We start from the raw sequence: 24,116 nt of genomic DNA, 5'->3' as shown, positions 1-24,116 counted from the left end.
ACTTAACGACAAGGATTGTTACTGCTCAAGCAGGCGATACCTAAATGATTGGCAACAGCTCATCTTTCCGATGATCTAGCCATTCGTTTAGGTATTTTTTTGTTTTCAGGCAATCTTAACAACAAAGGAGAATGAACATGGATCATAAAAAAATGGGGGATGACATCGTTCGTCTCGTCGGCGGAGAAGCCAATATCAATGGTCTTGTCCACTGTGCGACCCGGCTGAGATTCGACCTGAAAGATTCGAAAAAGGCCGAACGCGAAACGCTTGAAAAACATGACGGCATTATTACCGTTGTCGAAAGCGGCGGCCAGTTCCAGGTTGTCATCGGTAGTAACGTGGCTCATGTATATGCGGAGATTATGAAAAACCGGGATTTTGGAGGAGATTCCTCCTCATCGGCTGAGTCCACAGGGGAAAAAACCTCGCTATTATCCAAAGTTTTTGAAATTATATCCGGAAGTTTCTCGCCGTTAATTCCGGCTATGGCAGGATCAGGTATGTTAAAAGCTTTGCTGACTGTCCTGACCATGCTCGGATGGATGTCTGATACAAGTGACACATACCTGATTTTATCTGCTGCCGGTAACGCTGTATTTTATTTCTTGCCCATTTTCCTCGGCATCACACTGGGTATGAAGCTGAAAGCCAATCCTTATGTAGCTGGTGTAATTGGTGCCGCTCTGATGGAACCGAGCTTCACGGGGCTCATGGATAAAGGCTCGGATGTATCGTTCCTGGGCATACCGGTTGTGATGATGAATTATTCAGCCAGCGTATTCCCAATCTTCATATCGATTAGTATCTACGCTGTTCTGGATAAGTTACTCAAGAAAATCATTTTGAAAGACCTGCAATTGTTCCTTGTACCAATGATTGCTTTGATGATTATGGTTCCGCTGTCCGCAATGGCCTTTGGACCATTTGGCACCACGGTAGGTGACTGGATCTCCTCCGGCGTAACTTGGCTCATCGGTGTCAGCGGTATACTATCAGGGGTTGTACTGGGTGGATTCATGACCTTCATGGTTGTCTTTGGACTCCACTGGGGCTTTACTCCAATCACGATACAAAATATCGGGGTTGGCGGCGATCCGATTGAAGCCATGGCTGCTGCAGCTGTATTTGCACAAATCGGTGTAGCTTTCGGTATTTTCCTGAAAGCCAAAAAGAACAAAACGCTGCGCACTCTCGCTGGCTCAACCAGCCTTACCGGTTTGCTTGCAGGAGTAACTGAACCAATCGTATACGGTCTGATCCTGCGTTATAAACGTGTGATTCCTATCGTGGTTATCGCAGGTGCGATCGGCGGTGCCATCAATGGTCACTTTGGTGTTAAAATGACTGCTTATGTGTTCCACAATATATTTGCCATTCCTGTCTATACACCAACGGTTGTCTACGTGATTGCGATTGCCTGCTCCTTTACGGTAGCCGCTGTATTAACCGTAATGTTTGGTTACGAAAGCAAAACCAAAGATACAGATTCCGTTAAAAACGAATCCGTCTCCAGCACATCGGCTGAAAGTACGCCGGTAGAGCTTCCTGTCGTACCTGAGACCAAAACAACGGAGATCAAGAAAGAACAAATTTATAGCCCGCTCACAGGTAAAGCCGTAGCACTGAGTACCATTAACGACCCAGCCTTTTCAACTGGTGCTATGGGCAAAGGTTTGGCGATTGTGCCTGAGATTGGTGAAGTTGTCGCTCCGGTAGACGGTGTTGTCACTTCCCTCTTCCCGACTGGACATGCCATTGGACTAACCACCAACGCAGGAACGGAAATCCTGATTCATGTTGGCATCAACACAGTAGCGCTGAAGGGAAAACACTTCTCTCCGGTTGTTCAGGAAGGTGATATCGTCAGACAGGGCGATCTGTTGATCCAGTTTGACATCGATAAGATCAAGGAAGCCGGATATGAAACCGTAACACCTGTCATTGTCACTCTAACGCAACAAGAAGTGGATGTGTTCGAAACAACTCAGGAACAGGTACAGAAAAATGATGTCCTGCTGACTCTCGTAGTCTGACCCAACTTATATTATACGAATTCAATTTAGGAGGAACTAACTATGAAACATACTCAACTGAAACCATTTCCTAAAGATTTTTTCTGGGGAGGTTCAACCTCTGCCTATCAGATTGAGGGAGCCTGGAATGAAGATGGTAAAGGCCCTTCTGTCATCGACATGGGGAATCATGTGGAAGGCGTAACCGACTTCAAGGTAACCAGTGATCACTATCATATGTACAAAGAAGATGTGGCGTTGCTCGCCGAAATGGGCTTTAAAGCCTACCGTTTCTCCATCGCATGGACACGCATCTATCCGCAAGGAGCGGGTGAGGTGAATCCGAAGGGACTCGCCTTTTACGATTCTCTCATTAATGAGTTAATTAAATACGGTATTGAACCCATTGTGACGATGTATCACTTCGATCTTCCTTATGCGCTTGAAGAAAAAGGCGGCTGGTCCAACCGAGCAACGATTGATGCTTTTGAACAATATGCCAAGACTCTTTATGAAAACTACGGAGATCGGGTTAAATATTGGCTGACCATCAACGAACAAAATATGCTAATCCTGCATCCTGGCTCTCTGGGTACACTGGATACAACACTTGTTGATCCGCAAAAAACACTGTATCAGCAAAATCATCACATGCTGGTTGCTCAAGCTAAAGCCATGGTCCTGTGTCATGAAATGCTGCCTGAAGCCAAGATTGGCCCAGCTCCTAATATCGGTGTAATTTACCCGGCGAGCTCCAAACCGGAAGACACACTCGCGGCTGATAACTATGCTGCCATTCGTAACTGGCTCTATCTCGATATGGCGGTATATGGACGTTATAATCATATTGCCTGGAGTTATCTCGAAGAGAAAGGATATACTCCCATCATTGAAGACGGAGATATGGACATCCTAGCTCAAGGAAAACCTGACTTTATTGCGTTCAACTATTATACTTCCCAAACGGTTGGTGAAAGCCTGAACGATGGTAATGACTTCTCCCATACAGGAGACCAGCATGAAATCGTAGGTGAACCGGGCGCATATAGAGGATCTGTGAATCCCAATTTGCAAAAAACGGAGTTTGGTTGGGAAATTGATCCCGTGGGCTTCCGCTCTACCCTGCGCCAGATCTACTCCCGTTATCACCTGCCATTGATTGTTACGGAAAATGGTCTGGGTGCCTTTGATAAACTGGAGGAAGGCGACGTGGTTAACGATCCATATCGTATTGAATTCTTCAATAAACATATCGAACAGATTCAACTGGCGATTACGGACGGCGTGGATGTATTTGGCTTCTGCCCTTGGTCTGCGATCGATCTGGTCAGCACACATCAAGGGTCGAGCAAACGTTATGGATTCATCTATGTGGATCGTGAGGAATTCGATATCAAGGAATTGAGACGTATCCGCAAACAGAGTTTCCACTGGTATCAAAAACTGATTGAAACGAATGGAGAAATTCGTTAATACACGCACTAATAAAAAAGTCGACTGCACATGAAACATGTGTAGTCGACTTTTTTGGTGTTGATGCATTGATATGGAAGCTTTCTTTTCCAATTATAAAATTACATTTCAGCCTTCGGTTGTTTTACCGCTTTGGCCCCTCTGAGTACTCGTAGGGATAACAGGAAACAGATCGCCAGAACGGCAGCTGCCGAAACATAAGGATAGTTAATATTCACATCGAACAGCGCTCCAGCTACGATTGGACCTGCGATATTCCCCAAACTGGTATACGCCGAGTTCAGTCCGGCCACAAAGCCCTGTTGTTCTTGTGCCAGTTTGGACATCTGTGTACTGATCGCCGGACGTAAAATATCCATACCCAGAAAGACGATAAACGTTACGACGAGAATCATCCAGTACGTACTTACAAACAAGGTCAACAGTACAAATACGGCTACAAATAACAGACAGACTGAAATGACCATCTTTTCACCAAATCGATTGAGCAACCAACCGATCAGGGATACTTGCACAACCGCACCTGCGATGGAACCAAATGTAATAATAAATGCAATGTCTTTGGTCGTGAAGCCAAACTTGTGATCCACAAATAGTGAAAATACCGTCTCATAGTTCGCTAGACCAAATGCCATAACAAATACAATAATCAAACTGAAAAAGTACGGTTCACGGTATGAATTCAGCAATTGGGATACCATACCCGGAGCTTTGGCCTTCGTTAAACCAGGGATAGGTTTACTTTGTTCTCCTGTACTTCGTGCAGATTCCGGCAAAATAATCAATGTAATGATGGATGCCAGCAAACCGGCAACCCCAGCGGCGTAGAATGGAATTCGAATGCCAAAGTCCGCAATGTATCCACCAATTCCCGGACCGATGATAAATCCGGTTGTAATCGCTGCATTAATCAAGCCCATACCTTTGCCGCGTTCTTCCTCTGTTGTAATATCTGCGGTGTAAGCCATAACCGCCGGGAAGATCATCGCCGCACCAATACCGCCTAACATCCGGGCTGCGAAGAGCAAGACTGGTGCATTGACCGCACCAAACATAAACTCGGATACGGCAAAGATCAGCATGCCGCCAACGATAATTTTTTTACGTCCCCATGTATCCGACCAACGACCCGCAAGCGGGGAGAACAGAAACTGGGTGAAGGAAAATGCCGCTACCAGCAATCCAACCGTGAATCCGGTGATATGCAGTAGATCCATATACGCAGGCATGATCGGTACAACCAGACCAATACCCGTAAAAACGAGAAAAATATTAAACATTAACAGCAGCAGTGCGCCCCTGTTCCGTGTTAGTAATGCCATGATTCCATCCTCCGTAGTTGTCAAAATGTTGCTTAAGCTTTATCTTTTGCAATCCCGTGCAAGAACACACTAGCGGCCTGGCGGTATAACGCAAGAGCCTGATCAGGCTCCATCCCCCGTGACATCTGACTAAGGCCAATAATGGTACTTTCCAATATGAGCGCGAGATTATCTACATTGTCTGCTTTGAACTCACCGCTCTCAATGCCTTGCTCTATCATTTGTTTATTAAATTGAATATGCCGCTCAAACATTAAGGAGATCCGCTCCTCAATATCATTTTCTTTCTTTTCCCCTGTGAAGAACTCATCAGCTGCCTTCGTCAGCGGGTGATTCATATCATCCATGACGAGTTGTTCCGCCAAACCATAAATTTTCTCCGTGGAGGTGCGATAGAGATGTTCTTTGGCCGCCCAACTCTCTTCCCACTCCCGGTCCCACTCATCGATTAGATAGAGGAACAGACCTTCCTTACTTTTAAAATGGTAATATATATTGCCTTTGCTGCTGCCCGTCGCAGCTACAATATCCTCAATGGACGTTGCTTTATAACCTTTTTGTACAAAAAGGGCTCTTGAGGCATCCGCAAGTTTCTTCTTGGTCTGCTCGGTTTGTAGTTGTTTTTTATTCATATTCATCCGTTTCACTCCACATCAATTCATCGTGCATACTGAACGTTCGTTCTGTATTTTAACAGATGCATCGAACTTAAGCAAACCAAAAAGGGAGTTGGCAGAATGGCCAGCTCCCCTTACGCGCTTTATTTCATTTTTTTACCTTGACCATGCAATATTTTCAGCTGACCATTCTCATACCCTATCTGATACGTAACCTTGTATTTCGTTGTTACATACTCGCCATCTCTACGCTCATCTGCTGTAATGACCGCCGTCACTTCCATCTCTTTATTTTCGTTAACCGTAGAGGCCAGATCACCGATGGTTACATAGCTCGTATTGATATACCCTTCGCGGAACTTGGCATATGTCGTCCCACTCTGCCATTCGCTGCCGAGCAATGCATAGGCGGTGACATAATCACTTAGATTCAGGCTCATATAGAAGTCCGTCACAAGTCCTTCCGCTTCCAATGATGCCGAAGATGCCTCCGATTGCTTATCCCCTACCGTCTGAACCGGTGTTCCACCGGAAGGTTTATTGGACCACGCCTGTACCTGCTTGAGTACACTGGTCATAGGAATGCTGAATCCAATTCCGCCCTCCTGTTCCACCACAGCTGAATTGATGCCGAGCACTTCGCCAGTCTCCGCACTAATCAGTGGTCCGCCGCTGTTACCATGGGTTATCGGAGCTGAGATCTGATAAAGATTGCTATAGATATACGGCGCTATTTCAAAACTGCGTCCTACACCGCTAATAATCCCCGTAGTTACAGTGTTCTCCAGCCCGAGCGGACTGCCCAGCGCCAGGATCTCGTCTCCGGTCTCGGCTTTGGACTTGGCAATGGATAGTGGTTTGACCTTTTTCAGATCCGGCACCCTGACAACGGCCACGTCCGTCTCATCCCCGATACCAATCACCGTTCCTTTATATTCCTCATGATTCAGGGTACGGACGGTCACTTCTTTTGAACCTTCCACCACATGTGCATTCGTAACGATATCCCCCTGATCATTGTAGAGAAAACCGGAACCCAATCCACTGCTGCTCTCAATCGTGACCACTTTCTTCTGGCTCTCTTCAATAATCTGTTTCCGCGTCTTCTTCTCGGGTTTCTTGGAAGCAGTCGCCGCTGCCGCGGTTTCCGTTTCCTTCGCAGCAACAACGGCCAGTCTGGGCCCATCCTGCAGCTGATCTGCTGAATGCTGATGTATCCAGAACACGCCTCCTGCTCCAGCAGCGATAATGATGGCACTGGATATGATCGTACTCCATGTTCGTTTGGCCATTTCCAACCTGTCCTCCTATTCCAGATACCACGTTGCATTCACAACAGAGACTTCCGCTTCCTGGTACACACCATAATAATACGTTTCAAAGAAACCTTCTTCTCCCACATCCAGCCAGCTCGGATACACATCCACATACGTCTGGCCCAGATAGGTACCGTCAGTACCATAAATATCAACCATAACCGTGACGGAAGAGATGGGCCGAGTGGCATTATTCACGATTGAACCGCTTATATACAGGTCGCCATACATATCAAGCGTCGCTTCTACGTTTACAATGCTCACCGCTGCTGTGCGGTTCTTCAGCTCTTCTTCTGCTGCCTGTTGCTCAGCCAGTTGAATACGTTCAGCTTCTGCCTTTTCAAAAGCCTTCTTCTCACTCAGCACCCGTTCGCGATATGCTGTCAATTTGTCATCTTCCGGCGCATAGGACAGCCCCTGATCAACGGTTTGCAATGCAGCCGTAAAATCCTTTTTCTTCACTTGCTGTTCAGCTTGCTTGTAACTAATGCCTGCCAGTTTGTCGACGATTTGCTTCTTTACCGCCTCGACTTCCTTACCCTTCAGTTTCGATACGTTATCCAGCTTCTCTGCAAGTGCCCCCACCGTAGTCAAACTATCAATTTCCTTTTTCACCTTCAGTACAGCCAGCGTGACCTTTCTGTTATTTAATGTGGCACGCACTTTGGTAAACACAGGTTCTTCCCGCTCATTCAGAACTTTCGCTACAGCCTGTAGAGTCTTGTCTCCTGCCGACAGTTTTCCTGTCTTCAGACTTGTGGAAGCCTCATTTAACTGATTCATCAGATTGAACGCTTTCGCTGTAATTTGGCGATCCTGTACAAGTGCATTATAGTTCGGTCGTTTCACCAGAGCGGTGTCCAGCAACTGAAGTGCTTCATTGTATTTACCTTCCAGAGCCGCTTGTTCCGCCTGTTGATGCAGTGATTTGACCTCCGCATTAATGCCCATTTCCTGCTTGTAGTAGTACGTCAGTAAAGCCCCCATCACGGCTGCAAGCAGCAGTGGAATAATCCAGGTAAATGCACGTCCTTGAGCAGTGTTACTCTTCTTTGGGGCAGGCTGCTGCTGTCTGGATAGTTGATTTACTGCGTTTCCCGCTCCACTTTCCAGACCAACCGCTGTTTCTGCCCGAATCTGTACATCTGTAGAGCTTGAATCTTTTAATTTTGTTCTACACTTTCTACATGTGCTGTCCCCTGAACTGCTTTTGGTCCCACATACGTGACAATACACCCTGATCCCTCCATCAAAAAGAAACGTATGTATACTATGCTATTTTTACATGAATCGACACTTATCATATAGCAAAAAGGTAAATTACACCATATGTAATCAGGATAAAAACCCGTGCATGTTCTTCAGAATCGAAATGGACGGTTGCAGGGTGTATGATTTGGATAAATAAACGCAAAAAATGCCTCCCTACTAGGTAGGAAGGCACTGACAAACTATTCTATTCTGGTGTGGGAAAACTGCTTAGATCCATATAGGAAACTTCCCACAGATGATCATCCAGGTCCTGAAAACTCCAGCCATACATAAACCCATGATCCTGAGGATCATTAGATGGCTTACCGCCAGCATCCAGGGCAGCTTGTACAATGACATCAACCTGTTCACGACTCTCAACCGATAAGGCTACGATAACTTCTGTCGTTTCCGCCGCATTGGATATTTTTTTGGAAATAAACGATTGAAAACGATCCTCCACCAGCAGCATCGCATAGATATTGTCTCCAATGATCATGCAAGTCGCAGACTCGTCTGTAAAATTCGCATTGAACTCAAAACCTACTTTGGTAAAAAATTCGACGGACTTCTTTAAATCCTTAACGGGCAAGTTGACAAAAATCTGCTTGGCACGAACAGCCACCATGGATCACCTCAATTGAAAAGAATGGATTTCACCTCAAAATAACATCTCGCGTATGCGCTGTCAATTCATTATAATAACGATATTCCACAATGTGAGGTGAAACGGATGTTGCTTCCGAATCGTCGAAGTAATTAGTCGTCGGGCTGGGTCAAAACGCGTACCAGCTTATCATGGGATACGTCTGTCCTTTTGAGTCTGCTCGACATAGAACCGTAACGATGATGAACAACATTTGGCCTTGAATCCATAATTCACATTGGAGGAACATATATAATGAAAAAAACGATGGACTATAATGCTTTTTACGAACACATGGGTCGTTTGAATGGCTGGGACTTCAGTTCCCTGAACGTCATTGCAGAGGGTGTGGAGTGGAACTTCTATGAGGAAGTTGCGCGCTGCGCTTGCCCATCCGATCTGCTGCTCGACATTGGCACAGGTGGTGGAGAAGCTGTACTGTCCATCGCACATGCAGCCCTGTTATTGGTTGGGATCGATCTTTCCCAAAGCATGATTGAAACCGCCAAGCGTAATCTGGCTAAGTCAGGTTCCAGTCCGAATGTACGTTTTATGTCCATGAACGCAGATCAACTGACATTTCCGGATGGATTCTTTACTATTGTTACTTCCAGGCATGCTCCCTTTTGCGCGGCAGAAGTGTTTCGAGTGCTCGACGACGATGGCGTGTTTCTCACCCAGCAGGTCAGCGAGCAGGATAAACACAACATATCCGAAGCATTCGGTCGTGGACAGTCTGCTGACTGTTCCGGCACATTGATGATGCGCTATCAAAATGAACTTCACGAAGCCGGTTTCCATGACATCCGGATCCGTGAATATAATGCAACAGAGTATTACGCCACGACTGATGATCTGCTTTTCCTGCTGACCCATGCACCGATCATTCCCGGTTTTGGAGAGAAGGAATCCGACTTAGAGCGTTTCCAGCAGTTTGTCGAGCAAAATCGCTGCGATAAAGGGATTCGAACGAACTCGGCACGCTTTATGCTGACTGCCCGGAAATAAACTGAATTTATATTTTTCAACAATAAGCAGCAAAAGATAAAGCCCAGCCCCATTCACAAATCATATGAATGGAGGCTGGGCCTTTTAAAAAAAACTTCTGTTTTAATTATTGCTTCTATTATGAATTTGTTCTTTTATTTGTACTGCCCATTCAGGAAACTCTGACACACATTCTTGCAAGCCATCTTGATTAGCCTGCAGATACTCGAACCGTTTCAGGAAATGGAGAATTAATTCTTCTAGCTAGAGCGTCAGGATCAATATTAACGTTTGTTCCAATACGATCAATGATCAAGTTCCTAATTGTACTTTTACCACTGCCGTTATTACCTGCAAAAACAAACATTGTAGATCCCATCTATGCATCATCCAAACTTGGTCCATGAGATATAGTTTCTTTTACTCCGTCAGCATATTCTTTTACAATCTCTCCATTCGGAGTGCTGTAGACAACATATGTTGCATGTATTTTAGCGTCGAGGCGTGCTCTTTCACCTGTTAATTTAATGATTTTTTTTATATCCTCATTTGATGACATTAACAACACCTCCACAACATTTAACATATTACGATTATTGCATATTTGCATCTTGAATAATTACTGCGTTACTCCCTACTTCTCCAGGAAAGGCTTCAGTTTATCCAAAACATAATGGCTGCCGCCTCGTCCGTTGACCCCTTCAATGACTGCGGCTATAAGGAAGGATGGCGAATCGGTATCAAATACCACGACAAAACCGTTCTCCTGTCCCTTCTCTCCCTTCTTGGTCTTCAACTCGGCAGTCCCTGTCTTAGCTGCCAATCCTTCAGGGAGTGAGTTCAAGGAATGGGCGGTTCCTCCCGCTCGGGTTACCACCTGGCCCAAGGCATCCTTCACCGTATTTGCAACCTCGGGTGTAATTACAACTTCCGGTTGGACGGTTTCCTTTTCCTCTATCAGTACAGGCTTCACCATTTTTCCTTCATTAATAAAAGGGGTGAAGGACGACGCCAGATGAATCGGCGACATCAACATCTCTCCCTGTCCATAGGATGTGTCAGCGAGCAGCACCTCGGACGACAGATCAAGATGAGCCTCGTTTGCATACTGACTTGGTTTCAAATACAGTTCATCCAACCCAAAATTGTCTCCAAAACCGAACTTCTGGATACCGTCGATAAACTTGGCGCTGCCCATCTCTACGGCTTCCTTCGCAAAATAAATATTGTCCGAGTAAACCAACGCATCCACCATGTTTACAGGAGACACATCTTTTACACGTTTAACATAATACCCGCCCCAACTCTCGTCCTTGCGCCACTGTAGGCCGGAGATGTCATGCGATTTGTCCGCAGTAGTGACCTTCTCCATCAGCCCTGCCGCTGCCGTAATGGCTTTGAAGGTTGAACCTGGTGCATAACGATTTGTGAATCGGTTGATAAATGGAAGCTTCTCATCTGCTGAATAGGCATCCCACTCTGCCTGTGTCAGCCCTGTAACCATCTTGTTCGGATTGTAGGCAGGCGCACTAACCAGTGCCAACAGGTTCCCATCTGTCGGGTTCATCAACACCATTGCCCCGGCGTCACCGCTGCTGGATAACGTTTTATATAACTTCCGCTGTTTTGCTGAGCTGATCGTCAGTTGGATGTTCTCTCCATCTACCGCATCCTTGCGGATTAGCTCGTTGCGAGTGTTGCCAGATTCATCCGTAATCTCGATCAGACCCCCACGTTCGCCGCGAAGCTGTTTCTCCAGCGATTGCTCCAGTCCCGCTTTGCCAATCCAATCTTCCGCACGGTAGTATCCTTCTGTATCTTTTTCCAGATCTTCTTTGGTGGCCTTGCGCACGTAACCGATCAGATGTGCAGCAGCCTCACCAAGCGGATAATATCGGATTTCCTTGGATTGAACTTGCACACCCGCCAGGGCATCAGGCACCCTGGAGTCCTCTGTTGAAGCGATGGGGACAAAATATTCCGGTTTCACCCATTTCTGGCCAAGCGCTTGAGTAATTACATCTTCCGTTACCTTGTAATGCTTCGCAATCCGAGCAATCATGGCATCCGGGTTCTCTCCAAGCTTCTCCGGCACAATGCCCCATTCATATATGTTTCCCTTGGTGGCGAGAGGAAGTCCATCACGATCAACAATGTCCCCACGTTCCGGGAAGAGTGTCCTCACCCGGACTTTGCTTCCCTTAACCATGTCGGTCAGAATCAGGGATGGCTTCCAGTTGATCCGCCATATTTTGCCGCCATCCTCCAATTCTTCACGTACCAGTTTCAGTGTATGTGTCTCATTGACTTCCCCCAGGAAGGTCATTAATTGCAGATTGTAGTCCACTTCATAGATATCCAGGTTTTGGTTTTTGCTTTCCTCTTCGTTACTAGTGCCGTCTGTTGTCTCTACGTTTGCTACTTTTGGTTTCAACTCTGCCTTAATCGCAGAAACCTCCATACCCGAATAGATTGCATTGTATTTCTCCACAAATTGCTCCCGATTCATGCCTGACTCACTCAGCGAAGCAGGGGTCATCAAGGTATACAGCTGATCGAATTCTTTCTTGTGCAAATGCTCTATGTATTGATTAACAGTGACCTCCGGCTTCACTTCCTCTGTTTTGTTATTCTGCATGTATAAGTACATTCCGATTCCACCGGCAAACAAGATGGGAAGCAGCCCGTATAAGATTTTACGTTTTGATTTCATGATCATATCACCTCTAATATATACTATAGATTTCCAGCCCCAATTAAACAATGGAACAAATCTGATGAATTTATCATTAAAAATAGCCGGAAGCTCACATAATATGTTTAAATAAGGATAGTGAGATTATAGTAAAGGAGCCCGATGATGGAAATCAGCTATTTTTTACTCCCTAAAGCCGAAGTGGCCTATATTGACTCCTCCGCTTCCATGAAAGATGCGATCGAGATGCTTGAATTACAGCACTATACCGCCATTCCCGTGATTGACCAGGATGGAAAATATGTTGCCACCCTGTCCGAAGGCGATCTGTTATGGAAAATGCGGAGCACTCCGGGTCTGACCTTCGAAACCATGGATCAAGTTCAGGTCCATGAGATTGACAACCGGGTATATAATGAATGCGTCTTTATCAAGGCTGAGATGGAGGATATGCTGACGCTGGCAGCTGACCAAAACTTTGTGCCTGTAGTGGACGTAGACCGTGTCTTCCTCGGTATTATTCGTCGCAAGGATATTATTGAGTATTATACGCGCAACATATCCGACTAATTTTCAATTGAATATAGGTCTTTAGCGATGGAAAATGAAGATGGCAAAGGCTGAAACAAAAATGGCGAGCCCCAGCTCGTCATTTTTTGTGTTAGATGCTCATGCCAGAACACTTTTAATTTTCTCCTCATGTATACGAATAAATAAAACCGTTATATTGCACAATTTTCGACATATAAATACAATGATTATTATTATTCGACAAAATACACCCATTGAAAATAGATTAAATGGCTAAACAACATCTCTCCAGACGAACTGAACGAGATGGCTTATTTATAGAGCGGAGGCAATACAAATGATCAAAAAGTGGAAACAATTGACGCTTGTCGCCAGCCTTGCTGTGTTATGGAACGTATATCCTATTCAGGCTGTTCAGGCAGAGCAGCTCAAAGTGAGTGAGAATACACTCCATGAATGGAACGACGGAGCGAAGGTAGACACCAGCGTTGATAACAAAGGCAGTATTCAGATTAAGACCTCTACGCAGGGGCTCAAAAAAGGAGACTATTCGGCTTACGTCTATGAGCTGAAGAATCGGGACTGGTCAGCCTATGGGGCTTTGACCTTCTCCATCCGCAATGCCTCGGACCGAAAGCTGCCTCTTAATATCGTACTGACCCGATCGGATAAAAGCTCCCTTACTGTGTCTGATGATCGAAACATCATCGTCGTCGAAAAATCAACCGGACAGGCTGAACTGGTTCACCCGGTTTCCGGTCTGATTGAGTTAGAACCGGGATTTGTCGGACAGATTCGTATTCCCTTTTCCAGCCTAATGGTCCAAAACAAGGCCAGCACGGCAGGCCAAGTGAACTTGGGCACAGTCATTGGCTGGGGCATTACAACCACAACTCCCGAAAACGCCAAATTGAGCTTCCGCATCGGCAATATCAAGCCTTTGTCCAAGAAGCAAGCTATTGCGGAGAACGCGCTCACCACACTGCAACTGACTGGTGACGAGCGTGTGGTGAAGCCTGTAACCGGGGAATCCGTTGTCCAATACCGTGTTCAATCCTCCTCAGAGGAAACGCCTGATGTAAAGTTCCAGCTCGACACCCCCGTGCAGGGAATATCTATTACGCCGGATGGACTGCTGACGCTTCATACCGATGCCGATGCTGAGCGGGCCACCATACGTGCACTTGTGAATGGCAAATGGAATCTGACAACGACCGTTCTGCTGGATCGCTCTTCAGCAATGAATGTGCAAGAGAAAGACGGGACGCCACGTTCTATTCCTGACCCATCTGAAGTTACCAAGGTCCTCAGCCCTGCGGACCCACTGATGAAAACATCGGTGGGATGGTTTATTCGACTCTTGTTAACGGCTGCCGGAATCCATGGACTCGTCCTCTACTGGATGTGGAGAAGACAACGGAATACCCATGGCGCCATAAAGCGACGCTCCCGGGAAGATCGAAAAGCACGACGTCCTTTTCGCATGTAAAATGCACGTATTAGTGTCCATATCGCCGCAGGATCTCGTGGATGAATTTTTCCCTTACGGAGCGAAAGATTAACCAGGTGAAGGATCAAACCTATATATAAATTAGAAAGAAAGGGTATCCGACGGCCATTGATTTGGCAGATAGGGTACCCTTTATCCTGTAATCCGTAGAATCAGTTTTGTTCACGTTTCATCTTTTGTTCCTTATAATATTGCAAAACGTCACGCGGACTGCCTTGAAACGCCCTTTCCTTGCCATATGCATATGCCTGGTTCAAATGAGCAAAAGCTTCATCATGCTGCTCTAGCCTCATGCAGACTATACCCAGCTCAATCCACGGCCCGGTATTAATATCGGAACCTCTCGTTTGCAGGGCCATTTCAGCCCACGGCTTCGCCAGTGTGTATTGCTCCAGGTCCATATGTGCATTCACATGACAGGAAGCGATCCAGCTTGCCATTTCCCAGTCAGTCTTCGGCTCAGGCAGCATCCCCCAAGCCTGATCATAATAGATCAGGGCCTGCTCATGCTGCTTCGTTTCATCCAGAACATTGCCCGCTTCAACTGTTTTGATAATTTCTCTCTCCAGTTCGGGATGTTCCGGTGTCAGATCCTTCATTCCATAACCTCCTACTCCAGTTCGAAATACCATTCCAAAAAGTTATTGAAGCTCGCCCACTGCGGTGTACTCTCACCGTTCAGGAAACGTTCGATCGACTCACCAAGCTCCACCAGGACCACATCTCCCGTTTGGCGGTTATAAAAGAATCCACCCTCGCCCTCAAAGCTGTCAAGCGGTATGTAGGCTTCAGGCAATCCCAACGTGAGTTGAGCTACCGTCATGTCCTCCAAATATACGGTGTTTTCCATAACCCAGCAGATCTGATAGATTTCCTGATGTCTGCTGTAAAAGGTCGGACCATCATCAGCATGCAAATAAAAATGTGCAAAATCAGATTCAAGATCAATACCGAGTTTACGTAAAGCTTCTTCGTACTCTGCCAGCACATCTTCATGCCACCAGCCCTGATTTTGGCAATAATCAATCACTTTATTAGATAACATATTAAGCCTCCTAATGAATCGAACATGATGCAGCCATGATGATAAAACCCTCAGGTACTATATCAAGTGAACTAAAAATTTTTCACACTTGACACTGTGATGATAGAACAGCCCCTACGATCGCCTTTATCCGTTAAATCACGACAAAGGTTTAACAGGAATCCATACTCTCTCATCAAGCGCAGAACGATAGGGTGCACTGTTACTGTATCAAAAGAGTAGAACGATTGGAAATATCACATGATGTAAAAGAAGCCCGCATAACTGCGGACCCCAATTTAATAATAATCATCCCTAATCGAATTATATCAAGAAAACACCTCGCGAGTGCGGAACGTACGATAAGTACCAAGTATGACTCCAATAGTAACCACAGCCATGATGATCATATACCAATTCAAATAGGACAGCTCTATTCCAAATACGGAATAACTTACCGGCGTTAGAAAAAACCTCGTTACCCGCATCATCGTGCTAAATGAGAATTCCTCAATCCACGTAGCCCAGCCCGGATTAAAATTCATTACATCAAATGCCAAATAAGGTACCCCTACAAGCGCTACATTCACGACCATGGCAATAAACGACGTGGAACTGAGGGCAGACACCAACAATACAATACACCCAAAGATCAGGCAGCCCACCAAATGTGTAACGAGTTGAACCCCATAGTACTGAATTGCGGTGAACTTATAGGGTGAGAACTCATAATCAAAACTGTAAAAGTACATCCCAACACTCTGTATTGGTGTATCCGCCCCGGCCAGATTGCCAAACCTCAGCCAGTACACCAGCAAGTTAACGCTTGTGAACACAGCAACACATATCACAACATAGAACATGGACGCCATCAATTTTGCCGATACAAGTTGCCCTTTTCCCCGTTTGCTACTTCGCAATAACGCCGCTGTTCCCAATGCATACTCCTCTGCAAATACCGGAGCCAAGCCCAGTAAAATCATGACCATCATAAAGAGTACTCCAAATTGATCAATGTATTCCAGCAGATAGCCCCATGGTTTATTGTAGTGAATTTCGGAGACGGTTACCGTGCGCTCCATAACATTGCCGTGCTCGTCATATCTTATCGAGTTCTTGAATGGCGAAAATACGGAAATATCATAAAATACACCATAACGATTCTGGGTTTCTTCGCTATAATTTTGGATTTGATCCTGTGCGACTTTCACCTTCTCGGCTGTAATGGGGCCTTCATAGGGTTTGTAATATGATGTACCGTTCATCGGTCCGGAATGTCTGAAACAGGCATATAAAACAAGCAGCACAAGGAGCCCGGCGAGTGCCAGATAAATGCTTTTACGTGTCATAATTTTTAAAAATTCAAATTGGGTTAAACGAATCACGATGTCGCCTCCTCGTCAAAATAGTGCATATATACATCTTCGAGCCGAGGTGGCTCTGGTACCGCTTGCGGAACAGGACGTTCTTTGCCCAGGATTCTGGCTACAATCCCGTCTGCCTGATAGGACAAACCACTTACCTTGAAATGAGATGTAAGTTCGGTAAGCTGCTGCTCCGTCAAAATTGCTTTCCATACACTGCCCTTCATGCTGTTCATAATTTCAGTCGGTGTATTCCGGGTAATAAGCTTGCCATCGTTCATCAGGATCATTTCCTTACACGAAAACTCCAGGTCCGAAATGATATGTGTCGATAACAATACAATCCGATCTCTTCCCAACTCGCCAATAATATTGCGGAATCGAATGCGCTCTTTCGGGTCCAGCCCAGCCGTGGGTTCGTCGAGAACCAGAATCTGCGGATCATTCAGCAAGGCTTGTGCAATGCCGAGCCTCTGCCTCATGCCTCCAGAGAACGTGCGAATTTTATGCTGCGCCTGCTTCTCCAGATCAACCATACGTAATGTCTCCTGCACACGGACAGAGGCCTGTTCCACACTCAGCCCTTTCAACGAACACATATACATGAGAAATTTATGTGCGCTGAAACGGTTATAAAATCCAAAGCGCTGTGGCATATATCCCAATATGCTGCGATATCGATCTCCCAGCTGCGCTATGGGTTGCCCATCCAGCATAATTTGCCCAGACGTTGGCTTGGAAATGTCTACAAGCATGCGAAGCAACGTTGTTTTGCCAGCTCCGTTCGGTCCGAGCAGACCGTAGACGCCTCCGCTGGACAGCTCGAGCGAGAACGATTGCACGGCCCACTTTTTCCTATAATTCTTGGATACGTTATCCATGGTCAATATCAAAGGAATAACCTCTTTCCGTTTGTGATGTGTATTTTCGCGCCATCTGGTAGATCTGACTGATCAACAGGATCACTCCGCATAGCGCAATTGCGATCTGTACAGACGGCTGGATCGATTGAAATAGCGCAATGAACTTGGGATTACTTAATGCAAGCCATATCAGTCCGAACCATAGTGTCAAAAAGATACTGACAGCTGTTCCACCCCTGACACGCATCGCTAGCCACAGACTGGCCCCTGCAGCGATCATCAGCTGTGTGTACCATAGACCGATTGCACTCCATGAGATGGAACTGTCTGTTCCACCGGATATCGCCAGCATAAGCAAAAATATAAATGCCATATTCCCTGCGAGCACTACGATCAGACGGGTCAGCATCAGCTGCTGTGCCGTTATTTTGCAGGTCAGCTCGATTTCCATGAGCCCCTGATCCCTGCCTTTGAATACTTCCAGCAATCCAAGAACAAAAGGTACAGGAACCAGAACGAGACCGCTCATGTAAGGATCGATTTTACTGTGTGTTCCCAGCCAAAATCCGAGCAGCAAGAGCAGTGAACAAACCAACCAGTATGATTTGTGGAAAACTGCGACCTCACCCCGAACAAGCTGGAACAATTCCCTCATTGACCTTCCGTATGATGGTTTCGGTCGAACGCCCGCCTGATCCGGCATATGGGCATCCAGTGCCCTGATCATTCTGTCGATCTCCATTTCGGATGGAAAATCGACCGCATACTCGTCCAGATAGGGAGCAATTTCGTTGTACTCCTCCATCTCCAATTCAGCTGCTCGATTTCGTTTATCTCCGTGTCCTCTTCGTTTCATCCCGTTCACCTCCCAGAATGATTTCCCTTAATTTCGTTATGCCCAAACGTATGCGTGACTTTACTGTCGATTCATTTGCTCCCGTAAGATCGGCAACCTCCCTGATCTTTAGTCCGTTGTAATAGTTCAGGATAACCGCGTCCCTCTGGTGCTCGGGCAAACTTAATACCGCCTGCCTGACTTGTTCGTTCTGAAGCCGTTTATGGAATATGTTCCATACATTCTGGTGTTCACTGGCAGGGAGCGCCCCTTCCGTTAACTCACACTCTCTCTGCTGTTGTTTGAAATTGCGTCCACGAAAATAATCCAGGCAATGATTTACTGCAATTTTCAGCAGCCAGTGACTGAATTTTCCGGTGTCCCGATACTTGTCCAGTGAATTCATCATTTTCACAAATATCTCTTGGGTCAGATCATAAGCAGTATGATAGTCACCCGTTTTCCGGTACACATAAGCGAATATCGACTTATAATGCCGCTTCACCAATACTTCCATCGCAGCCCGGCTGCCTTCACGAATCTCCTGAATAAGCTCTTCATCATTCAACGCTCCCTCACCCCCTCAATTCAATTAACGATGCCTCGATCATAAAAGATCAAAAATATTTATGTATATATTCTGAATGCAGAAAAGCCCGCGATGAACGCAGGCTTGGAGTCATATTATCATACATCTTAAATTAATGGATCATTAACGGATAAATCTACACTTTTATCGCGATCACTGGCTCACCTGCAGAGATGTTCCGTTCCCCGATTCCACTTACCGATGAATAATTGCCAGAATTCGTGATGATTACCGGAGTAATCCATTCAAAACCTCTTTCCTTGATTTTTGCCAAATCCACTTCCATCATTACATCCCCGACATTCACCTGATCACCTTCCTGCACTTTGAGGGTAAAGCCCTCGCCTTTCAGTTTGACAGTATCCAGGCCCACATGGATCAATACCTCCACCCCATCGTTGCCAATGACGGCAATCGCATGTCTGGATTTGGTGATGGTTGTTACTACACCCTCAACAGGAGAAACCACTGTGCCACTCGAAGGGATAATGGCAACTCCTTTTCCCATGGCTTCACTGGAGAATGCTTCATCCGCTACACTGGCCAGTTCTACCACCTCGCCCGACAGCGGACTGTGTACCGTCATCTCTGCCTTTTGTACGGGGGAACCTGAATCGTTATTTTGTCCACGGACATCAGATACAGATACGGAATTTACTGAACCTTGGGGTGTAGACTTCGCAGATTCCGATCGGGTTTTGTACCCCCAGAGATAGGTTAGAATGAAACCAATAACGAGACCCACCGCCATCTGTACTACATAACCGTAGAATCCAGCATCAATGCCTTGAGGATTAACGGCACCCGGAATAGCAAATACACCGGACGGAGCAAACGCATAGACTTTGGACAAAAAGGCTCCACCAATGACTCCACCAACACTACCACCGATAATAGCCATGATTAAAGGTTTTTTCTGTGGAAGTAGCACACCATACAATGCGGGTTCACTCACACCAAGCAAGGCTGTACCGCCAGTTGAAATACCCAGCGTTTTCACCTGTTTGTCCCGTGCTCTCAGTCCAAAGGCCAAAGCTGCGCCTGCCATCGCAAACTGATTCGCTGCCAGCAATCCCATCACGGAATCGTAACCGATGGTTGCCATATTGTTAATAAAGATCGGAATAAAGGCCCAGTGCAAACCAAACATGACAATGAGAATCCACGGTCCACCAAGCACAAGTCCTGCCAGAACCGGATTGAAATTGTAGATGGCTGTCGTAATATCGGCCAGTCCGTTACTGAGGTACGATATCACTGGACCAATGATGAATAGGGTCAGGGGGACCGTAATCAGCAGCACGATAAACGGAGCCAGAAAATATTTGAAGCCTTGCGGTATACGCTTCTCGATGACACGATTCAACAGGGATGCAATCCACACCGCTACAATTGCCGGGAATACGGATGACGTATAATTCATCATATTCATTGGCAGGCTGAGGAAGGTCAACTGCTGCTCGGAACCTACAAAGCTCACAAGCGTGGGATATACCATGGAGCCCCCGATAATCATCCCCACATATTGATTCAGACCGAAGTATTTCGCCGCCGAGCTACCCAGAAAAATCGGGAAGAAGTAGAATAATGCGTCCCCGATCGCATTGAGCACGATGTACGTTCCATCCGTTGCGGTTAGAACACCGAATGCAGACAAACACGCCAGCAACCCTTTGATAATACCGCTTGCTGCAAGCGCTCCCATAACAGGCGTGAATACACCGGAAATCATGGATGTGAAGCGGTCAAAGAGACTCTTTTTCTCTCCTTGTACATCATTATAGGATTCAGTATTGCTCATGTCTCCCAGAAGGGAAGACAGCTCGTTAAATACGGGAACCACCTGGTTCCCAATGACCACTTGATACTGCCCCCCTTGCTGGATGACGGTAAGCACGCCATCCATTTTCTTGATTTCTTCGGCATTGGGAATTTTGCTGTTTTTCAGTTCAAATCTCAAACGGGTAACACAGTGCGTAACCTTGTTGATGTTTTCTTTGCCTCCGACACTGCGTAACACATCCGTTGCCAGTTGACGATGATCCATGCCTGATCACTCCCTCATAGGTGCGATATGAATGAACAATCCATTCTCACACTTTCATCCATATCCATTTTCAGTATTGTAAATAGACGCTGCCTACGATGCCTGTCGGTTCCTGAATCAGGAATTGCGACAGGAAGTCTTGCTGTTCCTTCACAAGGGTGTTTGTCACTTCGATCGCAAGGGTGTTGTTCTTCGGTTGTAAACATCCGCTGGCGTCGTACGCGTACGGTGGACTGATTCGCGTTCCGATGTCATGACCATTCAGCCAAACCTGAGCCACTTCATACGGTTCATTAATCACCAGTCGGGCTGCTTCAGGTACTTCATCCATGTCAAACTCAATTTCATATCTTGCGGTTCCCGAGAAGTCTGGCAGCACCTCTGGTACAGCGAGAGAAGCAAGCTCCGAACACGTCCCATACGCCGAGAATTCCGGGTATTGCATGGCCGTTGCCAACGAGAGGTTCCACTCTCCTGTGATCTCCTGCACTTTTGGGTACGAACGATCTGAGTTTGAAGCTTCTGTGATCTGATCCGCCAGTCCAGCACCCTGCACAATCATTACAGACTCATATTTTTCAAGTCTCAGAGTGAACGTCTGCTTGTTCTCACCTGTGCTAACCTGTAATGGTGAGAGTGCATTGGCAAAAGCATCATAGATGTAGGCCTCATTCACTCCGTCTAACACGGGGATTTCAATCGTTGTATCGATAGCTTTCGCCGGATCTTCATTGAAGAACATATATACATCGCCATCGTCATGACGATAGTGATAATAACGCAAGTACGGCTGGTGTTCAGACACGGAAATCTCATACACGTCATCGCTCCGCAGCCGTGCCGCAAGTTCATGCAATGGAACAATACTTACTCGTTCATGTTGATCCAGTACTGACAATTCGGTTTCGCAAGCCTCCCCTTCGCTGCTGCGATCAGGCAGTCCATCCACGAAATAGACCTGCAAACCCGCTTCTACATATGCATAAAGCTGAGCAATCAGGTGCTCCGGCAACGCCTCGGCATAAGGGATAATCAGGGCAGAGAAGTGCTCTCCGTTAATGTGAAGTTTTCCGCCTTCTACCTGCGATGAAGCAACAAGCTCAGCCGAGATTACGTCAAAATCGATCTGGTGCTGTGTGAGTTCTCTCGCTGGTTTCTGGAACAGCATATACTCTCCGGACCACTCGGCTTCTGCGTGATATAGTATGGCCGCTGGTGCAACATGCACCCCATCGGATAACAGATGGCTTACTCGGTTCATGTAATGTGTCAGTATTGGCAAATATCGATACTGCGGATCATATCCGTTGGCATATAAATGCGGCGGACAGTCCGGATCGGGGTATTTTTTCGGTGAAAACGCATGAGGTACAAAGTGGTTAACCCCCCTCACCAGCATATGGTCCGTGATCCATTTCATCAGCTTGAGACCTTCTCCAAATCCGTAAGCGCCATATACCTCACACATGGTCCGTCCTTGTTTCTTGGGGTCCAGGTGCCCGAGTGAAGTCCCCATTTTCGCCATGCCATAATGGAAGAACTCTCCGTCCCATCCGGTTGATGTGAAGGATTTGTAATAGCCGTCATCCATGCCAGGCAAAATCTGATGCAGCACCACGTCAATGCCGGACATGTCCTGCCCCCACAGACTGCGATAGAAATGCCCTGCTCCATAACCAAGTCTCGCATGGGCGTTATTGTCTTCAATCACGTGCCCAATGTACTCTACATGATGGGCGCGACACCAATCTCCCAGTCTGCCCGTAAAATGTTCGGCGTATAATCGGGTGATCAGATCCATGTAGCGATAGCGCATCTCATGGCCTTTTACTCCTGCATTCGCCCATAACAGGGGTAGCAAGCGAATAACCTCCTCATCCGGGATATGCTGCTTCAACATGTCAGGCAGATCCTCCCGCCACGGAAGAATCATATCCATGCGTCCAATGGAAGCCAGCGGTCCTTTTACATTGCCAAACCTCGGCTCATCCGAGAAAAACCCGGCCAGTGTGGATCCAAAGTCAGCCTTGTACCGGTCATAATGTGCCTCGTACACCGTATCAATCAGCACTTGCGTCGCCTCTGGTACGATAGGGTTGAGATATCCCTCGGTTGCTTTCTCACCCCCGTCATAGGTCAGAACCAGTGTGAAGATTCTCCAGCGCCCTTCCGGCAGATCCCAGTGGACTGTTCCTTCGTGCAGTTGTGCGGTCAGATCAACCAGGGAATCCGGATCAATCTCATCGGGACCTGTTTTGCGAGCCGCCACTACCCCGACAATCCGATCTTTAGCCGAGAAGGCTTCCTTTTGTTCGCCCCCCTGATCCGACTTCACTTGCTCCACCCCAACACTGATGCCTCTCTGGCCCGGTCGTTGCAGCGCCCATTTCACCATGATTCCCGCCTGCAGCTGCGGTCCGACGAAATCCTGCTGATGTACTTTCAGAAACTGCTTCTGGTACTGGGGATAATCCGTCTTGATTCTTCCTGCCGCGTATCCTGTAGGAAAATGAGAATCGTCCAGAATCCACACTTTCATGTTCCGGTTACGCGCCTCATCCATGATAATGTCCAGATCTGCCCACCAACGGGGTCCAACAAAATCCGGGTGAGGACGGGATTCCACACACACTGCCTTGATTCCGCTCTCGTCTATGACCTGCATATGCTCACGCAGTACATGCTCCTCCTCACCGTGCTGCCAGAAGAAAGGCAGAATATAATTTCCCTCCCGGTTTTCCAATACTTCGGTAATCTTTCTCATCCAACATCCTTCCTTTCTGCAATACGAACAACTTGGTTCTGCACTCTCCGTTATGATGTAAAAATTCAGGTTCAACTTATATAAGTATCAAAATTACATATTATAGAAAGGCGATTAGAGTTTAATTCAAATACAAGTAAGTGCATAAAACTCATGAAACAGTCGAAAACGGGTGAAGATAAATATAAACAAAGATTATTTTTATATCACACTTTTGATATAGCGCTTTCAAACAAAGACTGAAATATCAAAACAGTACATATTGAC

The 24,116-nt window shown here is 46.5% G+C and carries 21 protein-coding genes; 5 read left to right on the top strand and 16 right to left on the bottom strand.

The window, feature by feature from the left end:
* The first annotated feature begins 137 nt into the window (after positions 1 to 137).
* Positions 138 to 2,036 carry a beta-glucoside-specific PTS transporter subunit IIABC gene (locus tag PPA03S_RS25640; RefSeq protein ID WP_062327253.1) on the top strand — a complete coding sequence of 633 codons (1,899 nt, stop codon included), beginning with the start codon at positions 138 to 140 and terminating at the stop codon, positions 2,034 to 2,036.
* 42 nt (positions 2,037 to 2,078) lie between these two features.
* Positions 2,079 to 3,488, top strand: coding sequence for a glycoside hydrolase family 1 protein (locus PPA03S_RS25635; protein ID WP_062327250.1), 1,410 nt, complete (start codon positions 2,079 to 2,081; stop codon positions 3,486 to 3,488).
* A gap of 101 nt (positions 3,489 to 3,589) precedes the next feature.
* Here the strand turns inward: PPA03S_RS25635 and PPA03S_RS25630 are convergent, their stop codons facing one another.
* From PPA03S_RS25630 to PPA03S_RS25610, 5 genes are all read right to left on the bottom strand, one after another.
* The gene (locus tag PPA03S_RS25630) at positions 3,590 to 4,810 is read right to left on the bottom strand and encodes an MFS transporter (protein ID WP_062327247.1); all 1,221 of its coding nucleotides are present in this window, start codon (positions 4,808 to 4,810) and stop codon (positions 3,590 to 3,592) included.
* 32 nt (positions 4,811 to 4,842) lie between these two features.
* On the bottom strand, positions 4,843 to 5,442 hold the full coding sequence (locus PPA03S_RS25625; protein WP_062327293.1) for a TetR/AcrR family transcriptional regulator: 600 nt from the start codon (positions 5,440 to 5,442) through the stop codon (positions 4,843 to 4,845).
* A 128-nt stretch (positions 5,443 to 5,570) separates the two neighbouring features.
* Positions 5,571 to 6,719, bottom strand: coding sequence for a S1C family serine protease (locus PPA03S_RS25620; protein WP_062327244.1), 1,149 nt, complete (start codon positions 6,717 to 6,719; stop codon positions 5,571 to 5,573).
* Positions 6,720 to 6,734: 15 nt separating this feature from the next.
* Positions 6,735 to 7,979: an FxLYD domain-containing protein gene (locus tag PPA03S_RS25615; RefSeq protein ID WP_062327242.1), complete on the bottom strand. Its 1,245-nt coding sequence runs from the start codon at positions 7,977 to 7,979 to the stop codon at positions 6,735 to 6,737.
* Between the two features lie 220 nt (positions 7,980 to 8,199).
* Complete coding sequence (locus PPA03S_RS25610; RefSeq protein WP_062327290.1) at positions 8,200 to 8,619, bottom strand: VOC family protein; 420 nt, start codon at positions 8,617 to 8,619, stop codon at positions 8,200 to 8,202.
* 276 nt (positions 8,620 to 8,895) lie between these two features.
* Here PPA03S_RS25610 and PPA03S_RS25605 point away from each other — a divergent pair, with 276 nt between their 5' ends.
* Positions 8,896 to 9,648 (top strand): class I SAM-dependent methyltransferase, encoded by a 753-nt coding sequence (locus PPA03S_RS25605; RefSeq protein ID WP_062327239.1) that lies wholly within the window; start codon positions 8,896 to 8,898, stop codon positions 9,646 to 9,648.
* A 190-nt stretch (positions 9,649 to 9,838) separates the two neighbouring features.
* Here PPA03S_RS25605 and PPA03S_RS33450 read toward each other — a convergent pair whose 3' ends face one another.
* The 3 genes from PPA03S_RS33450 to pbp4 form a co-directional block, all read right to left on the bottom strand.
* On the bottom strand, positions 9,839 to 10,006 hold the full coding sequence (locus PPA03S_RS33450) for a hypothetical protein (protein ID WP_167666099.1): 168 nt from the start codon (positions 10,004 to 10,006) through the stop codon (positions 9,839 to 9,841).
* Positions 10,007 to 10,186 carry a hypothetical protein gene (locus PPA03S_RS25600; RefSeq protein WP_062327235.1) on the bottom strand — a complete coding sequence of 60 codons (180 nt, stop codon included), beginning with the start codon at positions 10,184 to 10,186 and terminating at the stop codon, positions 10,007 to 10,009. It abuts the gene before it with no gap.
* Positions 10,187 to 10,261: 75 nt separating this feature from the next.
* Positions 10,262 to 12,340 carry a penicillin-binding protein PBP4(5) gene (pbp4, locus tag PPA03S_RS25595; RefSeq protein WP_062327232.1) on the bottom strand — a complete coding sequence of 693 codons (2,079 nt, stop codon included), beginning with the start codon at positions 12,338 to 12,340 and terminating at the stop codon, positions 10,262 to 10,264.
* Positions 12,341 to 12,487: 147 nt separating this feature from the next.
* Here pbp4 and PPA03S_RS25590 point away from each other — a divergent pair, with 147 nt between their 5' ends.
* Positions 12,488 to 12,892 (top strand): CBS domain-containing protein, encoded by a 405-nt coding sequence (locus tag PPA03S_RS25590; RefSeq protein ID WP_062327229.1) that lies wholly within the window; start codon positions 12,488 to 12,490, stop codon positions 12,890 to 12,892.
* Positions 12,893 to 13,190: 298 nt separating this feature from the next.
* Entirely contained in the window at positions 13,191 to 14,342 is a 1,152-nt protein-coding gene (locus tag PPA03S_RS25585) for a hypothetical protein (protein ID WP_062327226.1), read from the top strand.
* A 173-nt stretch (positions 14,343 to 14,515) separates the two neighbouring features.
* Here the strand turns inward: PPA03S_RS25585 and PPA03S_RS25580 are convergent, their stop codons facing one another.
* From PPA03S_RS25580 to PPA03S_RS25545, 8 genes are all read right to left on the bottom strand, one after another.
* Positions 14,516 to 14,962, bottom strand: a complete 447-nt coding sequence (locus PPA03S_RS25580) for a tetratricopeptide repeat protein (protein WP_062327223.1) — start codon at positions 14,960 to 14,962, stop codon at positions 14,516 to 14,518.
* 11 nt (positions 14,963 to 14,973) lie between these two features.
* A complete protein-coding gene (locus tag PPA03S_RS25575) occupies positions 14,974 to 15,408 on the bottom strand; it encodes an SMI1/KNR4 family protein (RefSeq protein ID WP_062327220.1) in 435 nt (144 codons plus the stop codon).
* A 308-nt stretch (positions 15,409 to 15,716) separates the two neighbouring features.
* The gene (locus PPA03S_RS25570; protein ID WP_062327217.1) at positions 15,717 to 16,772 is read right to left on the bottom strand and encodes an ABC transporter permease; all 1,056 of its coding nucleotides are present in this window, start codon (positions 16,770 to 16,772) and stop codon (positions 15,717 to 15,719) included.
* On the bottom strand, positions 16,769 to 17,644 hold the full coding sequence (locus PPA03S_RS25565) for an ABC transporter ATP-binding protein (protein WP_062327215.1): 876 nt from the start codon (positions 17,642 to 17,644) through the stop codon (positions 16,769 to 16,771). Before PPA03S_RS25565 ends, PPA03S_RS25570 begins: the two co-directional genes overlap by 4 nt.
* Entirely contained in the window at positions 17,625 to 18,470 is an 846-nt protein-coding gene (locus tag PPA03S_RS25560; RefSeq protein WP_062327212.1) for a hypothetical protein, read from the bottom strand. Before PPA03S_RS25560 ends, PPA03S_RS25565 begins: the two co-directional genes overlap by 20 nt.
* Positions 18,445 to 19,017: an RNA polymerase sigma factor gene (locus tag PPA03S_RS25555; protein ID WP_245683731.1), complete on the bottom strand. Its 573-nt coding sequence runs from the start codon at positions 19,015 to 19,017 to the stop codon at positions 18,445 to 18,447. The genes PPA03S_RS25560 and PPA03S_RS25555 overlap by 26 nt, the downstream gene beginning before the upstream one ends.
* Positions 19,018 to 19,174: 157 nt before the next feature.
* A complete protein-coding gene (locus tag PPA03S_RS25550) occupies positions 19,175 to 21,085 on the bottom strand; it encodes a beta-glucoside-specific PTS transporter subunit IIABC (protein ID WP_068964236.1) in 1,911 nt (636 codons plus the stop codon).
* 70 nt (positions 21,086 to 21,155) lie between these two features.
* A complete protein-coding gene (locus tag PPA03S_RS25545; protein WP_062327209.1) occupies positions 21,156 to 23,849 on the bottom strand; it encodes a glycosyl hydrolase in 2,694 nt (897 codons plus the stop codon).
* Positions 23,850 to 24,116 lie beyond the last annotated feature (267 nt).

Source organism: Paenibacillus pabuli NBRC 13638 (assembly GCF_001514495.1).
GTDB lineage: Bacteria > Bacillota > Bacilli > Paenibacillales > Paenibacillaceae > Paenibacillus > Paenibacillus pabuli.
This window is presented reverse-complemented; position numbering and strand designations above follow the sequence as displayed.

Excerpts from the sequence above, each read along its gene's own strand:
- PPA03S_RS25605 (WP_062327239.1), top strand. The coding sequence starts at position 8,896 with ATGAAAAAAACGATGGACTATAATGCTTTTTACGAACACATGGGTCGT.
- PPA03S_RS25545 (WP_062327209.1), bottom strand. The coding sequence starts at position 23,849 with ATGAGAAAGATTACCGAAGTATTGGAAAACCGGGAGGGAAATTATATT.
- PPA03S_RS25590 (WP_062327229.1), top strand. The coding sequence starts at position 12,488 with ATGGAAATCAGCTATTTTTTACTCCCTAAAGCCGAAGTGGCCTATATT.
- PPA03S_RS25550 (WP_068964236.1), bottom strand. The coding sequence starts at position 21,085 with ATGGATCATCGTCAACTGGCAACGGATGTGTTACGCAGTGTCGGAGGC.
- PPA03S_RS25580 (WP_062327223.1), bottom strand. The coding sequence starts at position 14,962 with ATGAAGGATCTGACACCGGAACATCCCGAACTGGAGAGAGAAATTATC.
- PPA03S_RS25560 (WP_062327212.1), bottom strand. The coding sequence starts at position 18,470 with ATGAAACGAAGAGGACACGGAGATAAACGAAATCGAGCAGCTGAATTG.
- PPA03S_RS25585 (WP_062327226.1), top strand. The coding sequence starts at position 13,191 with ATGATCAAAAAGTGGAAACAATTGACGCTTGTCGCCAGCCTTGCTGTG.
- PPA03S_RS25575 (WP_062327220.1), bottom strand. The coding sequence starts at position 15,408 with ATGTTATCTAATAAAGTGATTGATTATTGCCAAAATCAGGGCTGGTGG.
- PPA03S_RS25600 (WP_062327235.1), bottom strand. The coding sequence starts at position 10,186 with ATGTCATCAAATGAGGATATAAAAAAAATCATTAAATTAACAGGTGAA.
- PPA03S_RS25635 (WP_062327250.1), top strand. The coding sequence starts at position 2,079 with ATGAAACATACTCAACTGAAACCATTTCCTAAAGATTTTTTCTGGGGA.
- PPA03S_RS33450 (WP_167666099.1), bottom strand. The coding sequence starts at position 10,006 with ATGGGATCTACAATGTTTGTTTTTGCAGGTAATAACGGCAGTGGTAAA.
- PPA03S_RS25630 (WP_062327247.1), bottom strand. The coding sequence starts at position 4,810 with ATGGCATTACTAACACGGAACAGGGGCGCACTGCTGCTGTTAATGTTT.
- PPA03S_RS25620 (WP_062327244.1), bottom strand. The coding sequence starts at position 6,719 with ATGGCCAAACGAACATGGAGTACGATCATATCCAGTGCCATCATTATC.
- PPA03S_RS25625 (WP_062327293.1), bottom strand. The coding sequence starts at position 5,442 with ATGAATAAAAAACAACTACAAACCGAGCAGACCAAGAAGAAACTTGCG.
- pbp4 (WP_062327232.1), bottom strand. The coding sequence starts at position 12,340 with ATGAAATCAAAACGTAAAATCTTATACGGGCTGCTTCCCATCTTGTTT.
- PPA03S_RS25640 (WP_062327253.1), top strand. The coding sequence starts at position 138 with ATGGATCATAAAAAAATGGGGGATGACATCGTTCGTCTCGTCGGCGGA.